Origin of the sequence: Klebsiella sp. w6 (assembly GCF_033100215.1) — a bacterium.
Lineage (GTDB): Bacteria > Pseudomonadota > Gammaproteobacteria > Enterobacterales > Enterobacteriaceae > Klebsiella > Klebsiella variicola.
This window is the reverse complement of the sequence record NZ_CP136907.1, coordinates 4093201-4105022: the sequence shown is the minus strand read 5'-3', so window position 1 is coordinate 4105022 and position 11822 is coordinate 4093201. Positions and strand designations below refer to the sequence as shown.

Sequence of the window (11822 nt, the reverse complement as noted above, 5' to 3'; positions counted from 1 at the left end):
TCGGGAAAAGGCTGACGGGGGCGACGGGCGGTTACGGGTAGTTAAAGGCGTCCGGATGGTTGTCGAGGCTACCGCTGAGGGCGGCAAACAGCACGGTTTTGCCATCGATGGACAGGGCATCGCTGACGTTAAGCCAGGTCAGCTTCTCCTGGTCGGTTTTTTCATCGACCACCGAGTAAACGCCGGACATCTGTTTGCTTTTCTCCGACCAGATCACCGCGATACGTTCATGGCCGCAGTCGTGGGGTTTGCAGGCGCTTAACACCTGCCAGGATTCGCTACCCAGTTTCACCGTCTGCGCCGGTGAACCGGTGCCGCCGGTGGTTACCCAGGCGGGCAGCTGATGGCCTTTGACCATCTGGTTAAACGACGCCCGGGTGGCGGCATCGTGGGCCAGACTGTTCAACGTGACATCGCCTTGCGCCATGACGCTGGCGGAGGCGGCTAAGGTGATGATAGCGGTAAGCGCTTTAAACATGTTTCCTCCTGGACTTATTCCGTCCTCATAACAAGCCTCTTTATAGTGAGCGTAGGGAATGATTAATGCAAACTCTGACATATTTTCTGTGAATGATTAGAAGCGGTGCGCGCATGGACGTTACGCTAAGCGATATGCCATGATGCGGATTGATTTATTTTCCAAATATATGCCCTTGTGATAAAGCAGTCAGCGAAATGGCATAGTTATTCAGGCGATATAGCATGGCGTATGTGAATCATCTACTGACGTTTATTGAGAGTAATCCGGCGCTGGCGGTGGGGTTTAATCTTATTCTGCTGCTGGTCTCCGGCATATTTGCCCATTTTTTATGCAAGTTCTTGCTGATTAAAGTGGTGCGTAAGGTCTTCTTTAGTAGCCACAAACAGGATGTGCCGCTGGAGAAGGATCGACGCATCGCCGAAAAACTGTCCAATTTCATTCCGGTTATTATCGTCTATTACGTCCTGCAGTTTATGCCGGCGATGCCGGCATCGCTGGTGACGGCGATTAATACCATCTGCGGGATCTTGTTTTTTATTTTTATGTCGGTGTTTTTCAACGAGATGCTGGATATTGTCAACAGCTCTTATCTGCGAAAGACCAAACGTAAAAATCATTCCATTAAGGGCTATATCCAGATAGGCAAAATCTTAGTTCACATCCTGGCGGCGATTATGATCCTCGCCGTGATGTCGAACAAATCGCCGATCATTATTATCTCCAGTCTGGGGGCCGTGGCGGCGGTGCTGATGATCGTGTTCCAGCATACCCTGCTGTCGCTGGTGGCGAACGTTCAGCTGTCGTCTAACGACGTGCTCCAGTTGGGGGACTGGATTGAAATGCCTGACAAGAACCTCAGCGGTGAAGTGACGGATATCGCGCTGCACACCATTACCATCCGCAACTGGGACAATACCATCTCCCGCATCCCGACGAAGAATTTCCTCACCGAGACCTATACCAACTGGCAGGCGATGTTCTCCTCCGGGGCGCGGCGGATCATGCGCAGTATCGCCATCGATCAGCACTCGGTGCGTTTTCTCGACCAGGAGATGCTCTCCTCGATGCTGACCATCCGCGGGGTGAGTGAGCCTTTGGGCACGCTACTTGATGGCCGGGATCCCGGCGGCGTGGCCGACCGCTGGTTTGTCGATAACGGGCTGACCAACCTGACCCTGTTTCGCCACTATCTGATGCACTATCTCGCCGAGCGACCGGATATTATTAAGGAGATGTACATTGTGGCGAGAACGCTGAAACCGTCGCCGTCGGGCATCCCGCTGGAGATTTACTGCTTCACCTCCTCGACGCTGTGGAAAGACTACGAAAACACCCAGTCGGCGATATTTGAGTACATTACCGCGGTGGCCGGACAGTTTTCCCTGCGACTTTATCAGTATCCCGCCGGGCACGATTTCTGGCGTCTCTCCCAGGAGCACGCCGCCCGGACGGGCCTGCCGCCTTCGGCCGAAGGCTAAGCGCTGATTTGCTGGCGCCAGAGGGCGATCTCCTCCCCCAGCCAGGCGATGAACCGGGCGACTTCCGGCCGGTTCTCCGCCTGCGGGGAGACGGTTAGCCAGTAGTGCCAGGGGTAGGGGACGGTGACGGCGGTGAGCTGCACCAGCTCGCCGCGGGCTATCGCCCCCGCCACCAGCGAGCGCCGCTCCAGCGCTACGCCGGCCCCCAGGCGGACCGCCTCCAGCACCAGATTGGAGTCGTTCAGACGCAGGCCCGCGGGGACGATCGGCTTTTCCAGTCCCGCCTGGCTGCACCAGGCATGCCAGGACTCCATGGAAAAAATAATATCGCTGGCGGCGATCGCCTGCGGGGTGGTCGGCAGGTCGCCGCTGCGATAGTGCGGCGCGGCCACCACCAGTTGTTCATCGGCAAACAGATGCCGGCTTTCCATCCCCTCCCAGTCGCCTTGCCCCATGCGAATGGCCAGATCGATACCCTCCTGTTGCAGGTTAACCACCGCCAGGCTGGTCAGCAGGCGCACCGCGATCTGCGGATGCCGCGCCTGAAAGCGCGCCAGCCGCGGCAGCAGCCAGTGGCAGCCAAAGGAGGGGAGCGTCGCCAGGGTCACTTCCAGGGTGCGGGGTTTGATCTGCACCATGCGCGTGGCGTCGGCGATGTGCTGTAACGCCTCGCGGATTTGCAGGGCATAGAGCCGGCCTTCTTCTGTGATGCGCACCCCGCGGCCGTGGCGGATAAAGAGCGTGACGCCGACCAGCGCTTCCAGCTGTTTGATGTGCTGGCTGACCGCCGAATGGGTCACGCTCAACTCGTGGGCGGCCTGCGTCACGCTGCCGAGGCGCGCCACCGCCTCAAAGCTGCGCAGGCTGGCGACAGGGGGAAAATCTGCCATGGTGGTTTCTCTGTCAGTGAGTCGATACGTTAACGTTACTACCGGGTTAGCGGCTTTTAAAGCCGCTGCAAACAGGCTGAAAAGGAGCCAAATGCTGCCTCAGTCGGTATAGCACAAGGGGAACTGGAGGGCTACCGCGAATCGCCAATCTGTTAGTTTGACTAACCATTGCGGTAAGTATCCCGTGATATTCGCGGCCTCGGTTTTCCAGTAAGGTAAAGCCGCAACCCCTTTATCGCAGGCAGGAGTGACGATGAAACTCATTGGTATGATGGATTCACCTTATGTAAGACGCGTGGCGGTTTCTCTGGCGCTCTATGGCGTGGAATTCGAGAGCCTGCCGCTCTCGGTCTTTAGCGGCTTTGACGAATTTTCCCGTATTAATCCGGTGGTCAAGGCGCCGACGGTGGTGCTCGATAACGGGACGCAACTGATGGACTCCACCCTGATCCTCCACTATTTCGAAACGACCAATCCCACCGGGCGCCGGCTGCTTCCCGCGCATCCCGAGGCGCTGGCCCGCGATCTGCACCTGCTGGGGGTGATCCTCGCCGCCAGTGAAAAAGCGGTCCAGCATGTTTATGAGCACCGTCTGCGGCCGGAAGAGAAGCAGCATCAGCCGTGGATAGCCCGGGTGACCGGCCAACTGCTCGCCGCCTGTCGGGAATGGGACGCCCGGCTGGCAGACCGCGCCGCCGCCGCGCAGCCGGATCAGGTGCTGGTCACCAGCACGGTGGTCTGGTCCTTTATCCAGTTGATGATCCCGGCGGTGGTGTCGGCAGCGGCGTTTCCTCATATCCGCGCGCTGGCGGAGAAGGGGGAGGCGCTGCCGGTATTTCAACAGTATCCGCTGGTTTAACGGCAGGGATGGAGAGGGGCGCCGCAGCGTGGCGCCCTGAAGCAGGAGAGGATCACCAGCAGACAAACCCGCCGTCGACCACCAGGTCTACGCCGGTGCAGAACGAGGCGGCGTCGCTGGCGAGGAACAGCGCCGGGCCGGCCATCTCTTCCACCTTCGCCATTCGCTGCATCGGCGTCTGGCTTTCAAACTCGCGGGTCTGGTGCACCATCTCCGGACGGGTATTCATCGGCGTGGCGGTATATCCCGGGCTGATGGAATTGACGCGGATCCCTTTGCCCACCCACTCCATCGCCAGGCTTTTCGACAGATGGATCACGCCGGCTTTAGAGCAGTTGTAATGTGCCTGGTCGAGGCCGCGGTTAACGATAATCCCCGACATCGAGGCGATATTGATAATCGACCCGCCGCCGGACTCCAGCATCAGTTCCGCTTCCGCTTTGCAGGAGTTCCATACGCCGGTGAGATTGATATCGATCACCCGCTGCCATTGCTCGCTCTCCATCTCCAGCGCCGGATTGGCGTTGGCGATCCCGGCGGCGTTGACGGCGATGTCGAGGCGGCCAAAGCGGTTTTTGGCCAGCGCGACGGCGGCGCGCAGGTCGGCAATCTGGCGGACATCGCCGGTATAAGAACAAGCCTGACCGCCGATGGATTCAATATGGCTGACCGTTTCTGCCAGCCCGCCGTCGTCGCGAAGATCAAAACAGACTACCCGCGCACCCGCGCTGGCGAGGCTGCAGGCGATGGTCTGGCCGATACCGCTGCCGGCGCCGGTGACGAAGGCGACGCGCCCCTGCAGGTTAAACAGCTGCTGTGCAAAATCTTTACCGATCATAATGTTTACTCTCTTCAATATAGTGTCGAACGTCGGGAGCCCTGTTTCCCGAATGGCGGGGCGTAGCGCCTTATCCGGGCAACCTTTCGGCGGTGTTACGTAGCCCCGGTAAGCGAAGCGCCACCGGGGGGCCGTCCCGGCGTGGTGGCGCCAATGCGGGACGCCTTATTCGGGCGATGGGGCCCGCTAACCCGCGGGGGATTACGACATAATCAAACCGCCATCGATATTGATGGTCTGCCCGGTGAGATAGCGCGCGTCGTCGGAGGCGAGGAAGGCCACCAGCCCGGCCACGTCTTCCGGTTTACCGGCGCGTTTCATCGGAATGCCCTCGACCCACTCGGCCATCAGTTCGCCCTTGCCGTAGCGCTTCTGCTCGGTGCTGAGAATTTCGCCCCACACGCGATCGTTGTAATCCCACATTTCGCTTTCAATAATGCCCGGGCAGAAGGCGTTGACGGTGATATTCCACGGCGCCAGCTCGTGAGCCAGGCTTTGGGTAATGCCGATCACGCCCATTTTGCTGGCGGCATAATGCGGCGTGTAGATAAAGCCCTGTCGCCCCTGGCCGGAAGAGGTATTGATCAGGCTGCCGTGATTCTGTTTCACCATATATTTGGCCGCCTCGCGGCAGCACAGCCACACGCCGGTGGTGTTGACCGCCAGCACTTTTTCGAAATCGGCTTTTGGCATCCGGTCGTAGTAATCGATGGTGATCACCCCGGCGTTCTGAATGGAGACGTCAATTGTGCCGAAGCGCGCGGCGGCCTGCTCATACAGCGACTGCACCTGCGCTTCATCGGTGACATCGACCTGCAGCGATAAAATATCCGCCTGATAGCGCTGACGCAGGGTTTCGGCGGTCTCGTGAACGCGCTCGGCGTTGGAGACCATCACCAGATTCGCGCCGTCGCGGGCAAAGCGCTCCGCAATACCTGCGCCGATGCCGCGGCAGGCGCCGGTGATCACCACCGTTTTGTTCTGGAAATCTCGTTGCATATTTTTTCCCTTTCGCTGAGCCGGGCACCAGGCCCGGCGGAAGATGTGAATCGTTGCCGGTTAGCTGGAGGTGGCGCCGTTGGGGGGGATGGCGGCCAGTTTCTCCTCGTGGCGGCGCATCAGGATGACCTTGCTCTGCAGCTTCTGCTGGAACTGGTCGACGACCACAGCGGTGACGATCACCACGCCTTTAATCACCATCTGCCAGAAGTCGCTAACGCCCATCATCACCATGCCGTCGGCAAGGAAGACGATGACGAAGGCGCCGATAATTGACCCGGTTACCCGGCCGCGGCCGCCGGCCAGCGCAGTGCCGCCGAGCACGGTGGCGCCGATGGCGTCCATCTCAAACATGTTGCCGGTCATCGGGTGTGCGGTTTGCAGCTGTGATGCGACGATCAGGCCGACAAACGCCGCGCACAGGCCGGAGAAGGCATAGACGAATATTTTCGCTTTCACGATCGGCACGCCGGCGAGGCGGGCGGCGGATTCGTTGCCGCCGATGGCGTAGATGTAGCGGCCAAGCGGCGTTTTGGTGGTCAGCCAGTAGCCCAGCACGAGGAAGCCGATCATCAGCCAGATCGGCAGATAGACGCCGAGCAGGGTGCCGGAGCCGAGGGTGGCGAAACCGGTGTTGCCCAGCGCTTCCATGCCGTTGAGATTCGGGTAGGTGCTCCCGTCGTTAAACAGCAGCGCGGAGCCGCGGGCGACGTACATCATGCCTAAGGTGCAGATAAACGGCGCCACGCCGAAGCGGGTGATCACCGCGCCGTTGACCAGACCGACCAGCACGCCGAAGATCGCCACGCAGAGGATCACCTCCGGGACGTTAAAGAAAATAACATCGCCGTTCCACAGCGGCAGGCCGTTGGTCAGCAGCGCGCCCGCCACCATGCCGCAGATCCCCGCCACCGCGCCGACGGACAGGTCAATGCCGCCGGTGAGAATGACCAGCGTCATGCCGATGGCCAGCAGGCCGGTGATCGCCACGTGCTGGGTCATGATCAGCAGGTTAGAGGCGGTCAGGAAGTTGGGTACCATCACGCTGAAGAACGCGATCACCAGCAGGAGGGCGATAAAGGTGCGGGCCTTCAGCAGGTACATATAAATCATATATTTCTGGTTCATGATGGATTCCAGCCTGATTAATCTTGAGGTGTTGAAGCCGCGATTAACTGTTCGCGGGTCACCGCGTGACGCGGTAGATCGGCGGTAATGCGGCCATCGGCCATCACCAGGATGCGGTCGGCAAGGGCCATCACCTCATCCAGCTCCGAAGATGAGAACATCACCGCCAGCCCCTGCTGAGCCATTTTGCCGATCAGGTGATAGACGTCGGTTTTCGCGCCGACGTCGATGCCGCGCGTCGGTTCGTCGAGGAACACCACCTGCGGCTGGGTCATCAGCGCTTTACCCAGCACCACTTTTTGTTGATTGCCGCCGCTCAGCGAGGTGATGGGCAATGTGGCGTCGCTGACCTTGATCGCCAGCTGCTGGATCATCTCTTTCACGCAGGACTCTTCTTTCTGCGGGTTCAACCAGCGCCAGGCGCGGCGGAACCCCTGCAGGCTGAAATCAGAGAGCGTCATGTTGGCCTGAATCGACATCATCTGCACCACGCCTTCGCCCTGACGGTCCTCCGGCACCAGCGCCAGCCCCTTTTTCAGGCGCTGTTGAAAGCGAGATTTGCCGATGCTTTCGCCGTTAAGATGCACCTCGCCGCGCTGGCAGGGCATCAAGCCCACCAGACCTTTAAACAGCTCGGTGCGCCCGGCGCCCAGCAGGCCGTAAATACCGATCACTTCGCCTTTGCTGAGGGTGAAGGTGACGTCATTAAGTTTGTAGCCGCCGCTCGGATGCAGCGCGGTCAGCCCTTTGACGTCAAGCACTGCGTCGCCTTTCGGCGCCGGTTGATAATCAAAGTGTTTTTTCTTATCACCGACCATCTGCTCGATGATCCACGGAACGCTGGCGTCGCTGACGTGACGCTCGCTGATAAAACGACCGTCGCGGAAAATGGTGATGTTGTCGCCAATCTCCATCAGCTCTTCGAGGCGATGCGAGATATAGATGATGGTCACGCCGCGGCGTTTAAGCTGCGCGATCACTTTGAACAGCACTTTGACCTCAGACTGGCTCAGCGCCGAGGTGGGTTCGTCCATGATCAGCACGCGGGTGTCTTTCGACAGGGCGCGGGCAATCTCGACTAACTGCTGGTGGCCGATACCGAGTTCACCCAGCGGAGCATAAGGATCGACATCCAGCTCCAGCCGTTCCAGCAGCGATTTGGCCAGCGCGTACTGGTATTTTTCGTTAATGCGTCCTTTCTGAAAGAATTCATTCGCCATGAAGATGTTGTCCATCACATTCATATTGGGGAATAAATTCAGTTCCTGAAAAATAATACTGATGCCCAGTTTTTCTGCCTGATGCGTCGAATGTAATGAAACCGCTTCGCCATCGAGAATAATTTGCCCGGAAGAGGGCGTTTCCACACCGGCAAGCATTTTCATCATGGTGGATTTACCCGCACCATTTTCTCCGATCAGCACGTTGACCTTATTTCGATAGACCCGGTAATTAACATTATCCAGGGCGGTTACGCCGGGATAGACGCGCGACAGGCCGCGGGTTTCGATAATCACTTCGGACTCAACGGGCTGGGGAGCGACGAGATCGTGCGGCGCCATATTATTGTCCCCCCGCATGAATGATTTTCGCCGGGGTAATTTCCGGGAGAGTTTGCGGAATATCCCAGGCAGAGAAGACGCCGTACACCTCCACGCTATCGCCGGTTTTGACGTTGGCTGTCTGAATCATTTTGACCGCCTGACTGTTGATATTCTTGCTGTACTCGCCGAACAGCACCTGGTCATTAAAGTCCTGATAGCTGGCGCCGCTGTAGCCGTCGCGCAGCTGGGTGCCGCGCAGGGTAGGGCCAATCTGCACCGTCACCTTCCCGACGCTGGCGTCGGACAGGGTCATTTTGCCGCTGCGCGAGGCGGTATCGAGTTTGCTGACGGTGCCTGAAACCTTGACGTAGAAGATGCAGGGGTTTTCATCCTGCGCACGGTAGCCGAGGGTTTTACAGGCGCTATCAATGTCTTTTGCCGCCTTGAGCGCGCTCATCAGTTCCGCCGCCGGACGCGCTTTCGTCACCACCTGCGGTACGATGCTCTGCTGCCAGGTTTTATCCATATTCGCCATATGCGGGTTGGGCGGGGATTTCAGGTCTGCCAGCTCCTGCTGCGAGACGATGCGACAGCCCCCTAGCGCCAGTACGGCCAGCGTCAGACAGGTTTTCTTAAACATAATGCTCTCCTCTGCGCCCCCGCGGGGGCGCAACCACCCGAACTCAGGACTTAATGTTGAAATCCTGGACTTTATCGGCGTTATCCTGGGTAATCAGAATGCCGCGGAACATCACGCGCTGCTTCGCCGGCTTCTCGCCTTTTTGCAGGTAGTTATCCAGATCGGTGACGCCCTGAGCGGCGATGGCCTGCGCCTGCAGCATCACGGTTGCCTGCAGGGTGCCGGCTTTCACGGCGTCGCGCTCATCGTTGCTGCCGTCGATGCCGACGACGATCACATCGCTACGGTTGGCTGCTTTCAGCGCCGCAATCGCGCCGAGGGCTACCGGCCCGTTGCCACAGATGACGCCTTTCACGTCGGGGTGAGCCTGCAGGATGCTGTCCATGATGCGTTTGCCGTCGATCAGGGTGCCTTTGGCATCCTGTTTCGCCACGCTGACCATATCCGGATACTGGTCAATGACCTGATGGAAAGATTTAGAACGGGTGACGCAGTTATTATCGGCGAGGTTGCAGGTCAGCTCGGCGTATTTGCCTTTCTCCGCCATTTTTTCCACGAAGACGTTGGCGACCTCAGAGCCGGCCTGGAAGTTATTGTGGGTAATTTGTTCCAGCGCCACATCATCAACCGGAATTTCACGGTTAATTAAGACCACCGGAATGCCGGCTTTTTTGGCTTTTTCAATGGCGGCGACGCTGGCGGTGGAATCAGCGTTATCGAGAATAATGCCCTGCACTTTTTTACCAATCGCGGTGTCGATAAGCTCATTCTGCTTTTTGACATCTTCGCCATGGGACAGCACGGTGGTTTTATAGCCGAGCGCCTGGGCTTTTTCGCTGGCGCCTTTGGCTTCCGAGGCGTAATACGGGTTATCCAGCGAGTTGACCATGATCATAATGGTGCCTTTCTCCGCGGCGTGCGCGGCAAAGGAGAAGGCGGTCAGGGTAGCAGCGGTTAAAAGGGTTATACGTAATTTCATGACTCTGTTCCTGTATTTTTATATTCGAACAAATGAGCCCCTGAGTGGGCAGGCTTTTACGGTCTGAAATTTCCCCTGATGTATTCGGGGATAGCGATATCGTTATGGGCCGGGTTTCTCCTGTGATAAGTGAATGCGTGTCGTCGCGCAGTCTGGCGGTCAGGCTGGCGAGTCCGGTTTCCATAATGTTCGGTCGACCGCATGGCGCCACTCCTGCCAGCGCGTTTGTAAACGCTGGTGGCGGGCCATGTCGGGCTGAAAGGTGCTGTGTTCGGTTAAGAAGGCCTGCAGATCCGCGGTCGACCCCGGATGGAGCGCTTTGCGTGCCAGCAACGCCGCGCCGATGGCGGACAGCTCCGGCACGTCGCTGCGCATCACCGGGCAGCCGAGCAGATCGGCCTGGTATTGCATCAGCCAGTCATTGTTGGTCGGCCCGCCGTCCACCATCAACGCCGTCAGGGTGAACTCCTCATGCTGACGCATCGCTACCACCACGTCGGCTATCTGATAGGTGATGGACTCCAGCGCCGCACGGATCAGATGCGCGCGCTTCACCCCGCGACTCAGGCCGCAAATCACGCCGCGGGCGCTGTCGTCCCACCAGGGGGCGCCAAGACCGGTCAGCGCCGGCACGAAGTAGACCCCGAGGGTTGAGTCGACGGAGGCGGGGAGGGTATTCAGCTCATGGGCCAGCTCGGCGGCAGAGAGTTCGCTCAGTCCGGTGCTGTCCGCCATCCAGGCGACGGCATCGCCGGTGTGGGGAATATTCCCTTCCAGGCCCCACACCAGCTGGTCGCCATCGTGCCAGGCGACAGTGGTCGCCAGCGCGTCGATATCGCACTGGGCCGATTTGACCGGGGCCATGACCGAAGAGCCGGTGCCGTAGGTGGCTTTGACGCAGCCTGCCTCGCCGAGCGCGTGGCCGAACAGTGCCGCGTGGGAGTCGCCGATCATCGCCATGATCGGAATACCGTCCGGAATGGCGGCCAGTCCTTTGGTATGGCCGAAGAGGCCGCTCGACGGTTTAATGTCCGGCAACGCCGCGCGCGGAATGCCGAACAGCGTCAGCATCTCGTCGTCCCACTCGCCGCGGTGCAGGTTCAGCAGCTGGGTGCGGGCGGCATTGGAGTAGTCGCAGCAGAAGGCTTCTCCAGCGGTCAGATTCCACAGCAGCCAGCTGTCGATGGTGCCGAGGCAAATCTCACCGCGTTCGGCGCGCAGGTGGCCATCGACAGTCGCATCCAGCAGCCAGCGCATTTTGGAGGCCGAGAACAGCGGGGCGATTGGCAGGCCGGTGGCACGCTTAATGTGCTGTTCCTGACGATCGTGACGCAGCTTATCGCAGAACGCGGCGCTGCGGGTGCATTGCCAGGTGATCGCCGCGTTAATCGGTTCACCGCTGTCGCGATACCAGCCGATGGCGGTTTCCCGCTGGTTGCTGATGGCCAGCGCGGCGACGTTTTCCGCGCCAACGTGGGCCACCGCGCTGGCGATCACCGCCAGCGAGGCGGTAACCAGCGCTTCGCCCGATTGCTCCACCCAGCCGTCGCGCGGCGTTTGGATCGCCAGCGGCTGCGAGAATTTGACGATAACTTTGCCCCGGCTATCCAGCACCACCGCTTTGGCGTTGGTGGTGCCTTCATCCAGGGCAATGATGAACTCTTTTGCTGTCGCCTGCATCGTGCTCTCCTCGGTCACTCGGTGTCCTGGAACCGCGAAGACGAGGAATATCTCCCACCGTCTCCTGCGTCTGTGCAGGCCATGTTGTGACATTTCGTTATCATCTTTTTAATCACTGAATATATATTCGATAGTGATTATTTATTTGATACCTTAAGCCACAAACCCGGTGACGGGCTACCGGAAAAATCATCAATTGTGCTGGCAATCACATTTCGCCGATCGGCGAAAGCGGCAGTTGGCGGCTGGAGTGGTTGATTAACTGATTGAATTTAAATGTATTAACAGAGCCAGCCCTGAAGCTAA

The 11822-nt window shown here is 58.9% G+C and carries 11 protein-coding genes; 2 read left to right on the top strand and 9 right to left on the bottom strand.

Features of this window, described 5'->3' with window-relative positions:
- Positions 1-31: 31 nt before the first annotated feature.
- Positions 32-478 (bottom strand): Ivy family C-type lysozyme inhibitor, encoded by a 447-nt coding sequence (gene ivy, locus R0140_RS20200; RefSeq protein WP_023322205.1) that lies wholly within the window; start codon positions 476-478, stop codon positions 32-34.
- Positions 479-702: 224 nt separating this feature from the next.
- Here ivy and R0140_RS20190 point away from each other — a divergent pair, with 224 nt between their 5' ends.
- Positions 703-1959 (top strand): mechanosensitive ion channel family protein, encoded by a 1257-nt coding sequence (locus R0140_RS20190; RefSeq protein ID WP_046622444.1) that lies wholly within the window; start codon positions 703-705, stop codon positions 1957-1959.
- Here R0140_RS20190 and R0140_RS20185 read toward each other — a convergent pair.
- A complete protein-coding gene (locus tag R0140_RS20185; RefSeq protein WP_023322206.1) occupies positions 1956-2849 on the bottom strand; it encodes a LysR substrate-binding domain-containing protein in 894 nt (297 codons plus the stop codon). The two genes, R0140_RS20190 and R0140_RS20185, sit on opposite strands and share 4 nt — an antisense overlap.
- A gap of 253 nt (positions 2850-3102) precedes the next feature.
- On the opposite strand from R0140_RS20185, the gene R0140_RS20180 reads away from it, so the two are divergent.
- The gene (locus R0140_RS20180) at positions 3103-3708 is read left to right on the top strand and encodes a glutathione S-transferase (RefSeq protein WP_023287352.1); all 606 of its coding nucleotides are present in this window, start codon (positions 3103-3105) and stop codon (positions 3706-3708) included.
- 52 nt (positions 3709-3760) lie between these two features.
- On the opposite strand, the gene R0140_RS20175 is transcribed toward R0140_RS20180, so the two are convergent.
- The 7 genes from R0140_RS20175 to R0140_RS20145 all read right to left on the bottom strand — a co-directional run bounded on the left by R0140_RS20175 (position 3761) and on the right by R0140_RS20145 (position 11516).
- Positions 3761-4546, bottom strand: coding sequence for an SDR family oxidoreductase (locus R0140_RS20175; protein ID WP_023297198.1), 786 nt, complete (start codon positions 4544-4546; stop codon positions 3761-3763).
- 201 nt (positions 4547-4747) lie between these two features.
- Positions 4748-5545 carry an SDR family oxidoreductase gene (locus tag R0140_RS20170; protein WP_004191416.1) on the bottom strand — a complete coding sequence of 266 codons (798 nt, stop codon included), beginning with the start codon at positions 5543-5545 and terminating at the stop codon, positions 4748-4750.
- Positions 5546-5605: 60 nt separating this feature from the next.
- Positions 5606-6673 (bottom strand): ABC transporter permease, encoded by a 1068-nt coding sequence (locus tag R0140_RS20165; RefSeq protein WP_044649621.1) that lies wholly within the window; start codon positions 6671-6673, stop codon positions 5606-5608.
- 17 nt (positions 6674-6690) lie between these two features.
- Positions 6691-8235 carry a sugar ABC transporter ATP-binding protein gene (locus tag R0140_RS20160; protein WP_032734935.1) on the bottom strand — a complete coding sequence of 515 codons (1545 nt, stop codon included), beginning with the start codon at positions 8233-8235 and terminating at the stop codon, positions 6691-6693.
- 1 nt (position 8236) lies between these two features.
- On the bottom strand, positions 8237-8857 hold the full coding sequence (locus R0140_RS20155; protein WP_004176927.1) for a DUF2291 family protein: 621 nt from the start codon (positions 8855-8857) through the stop codon (positions 8237-8239).
- Between the two features lie 43 nt (positions 8858-8900).
- On the bottom strand, positions 8901-9836 hold the full coding sequence (locus tag R0140_RS20150; RefSeq protein WP_004176926.1) for a D-ribose ABC transporter substrate-binding protein: 936 nt from the start codon (positions 9834-9836) through the stop codon (positions 8901-8903).
- 159 nt (positions 9837-9995) lie between these two features.
- Positions 9996-11516, bottom strand: a complete 1521-nt coding sequence (locus R0140_RS20145; RefSeq protein WP_008805573.1) for an FGGY family carbohydrate kinase — start codon at positions 11514-11516, stop codon at positions 9996-9998.
- Positions 11517-11822 lie beyond the last annotated feature (306 nt).

What these genes read in the sequence shown, in the direction of transcription:
- ivy (WP_023322205.1), bottom strand. Translation starts at nt 478, where the DNA reads ATGTTTAAAGCGCTTACCGCTATCATCACCTTAGCCGCCTCCGCCAGC.
- R0140_RS20190 (WP_046622444.1), top strand. Translation starts at nt 703, where the DNA reads ATGGCGTATGTGAATCATCTACTGACGTTTATTGAGAGTAATCCGGCG.
- R0140_RS20185 (WP_023322206.1), bottom strand. Translation starts at nt 2,849, where the DNA reads ATGGCAGATTTTCCCCCTGTCGCCAGCCTGCGCAGCTTTGAGGCGGTG.
- R0140_RS20180 (WP_023287352.1), top strand. Translation starts at nt 3,103, where the DNA reads ATGAAACTCATTGGTATGATGGATTCACCTTATGTAAGACGCGTGGCG.
- R0140_RS20175 (WP_023297198.1), bottom strand. Translation starts at nt 4,546, where the DNA reads ATGATCGGTAAAGATTTTGCACAGCAGCTGTTTAACCTGCAGGGGCGC.
- R0140_RS20170 (WP_004191416.1), bottom strand. Translation starts at nt 5,545, where the DNA reads ATGCAACGAGATTTCCAGAACAAAACGGTGGTGATCACCGGCGCCTGC.
- R0140_RS20165 (WP_044649621.1), bottom strand. Translation starts at nt 6,673, where the DNA reads ATGAACCAGAAATATATGATTTATATGTACCTGCTGAAGGCCCGCACC.
- R0140_RS20160 (WP_032734935.1), bottom strand. Translation starts at nt 8,235, where the DNA reads ATGGCGCCGCACGATCTCGTCGCTCCCCAGCCCGTTGAGTCCGAAGTG.
- R0140_RS20155 (WP_004176927.1), bottom strand. Translation starts at nt 8,857, where the DNA reads ATGTTTAAGAAAACCTGTCTGACGCTGGCCGTACTGGCGCTAGGGGGC.
- R0140_RS20150 (WP_004176926.1), bottom strand. Translation starts at nt 9,836, where the DNA reads ATGAAATTACGTATAACCCTTTTAACCGCTGCTACCCTGACCGCCTTC.
- R0140_RS20145 (WP_008805573.1), bottom strand. Translation starts at nt 11,516, where the DNA reads ATGCAGGCGACAGCAAAAGAGTTCATCATTGCCCTGGATGAAGGCACC.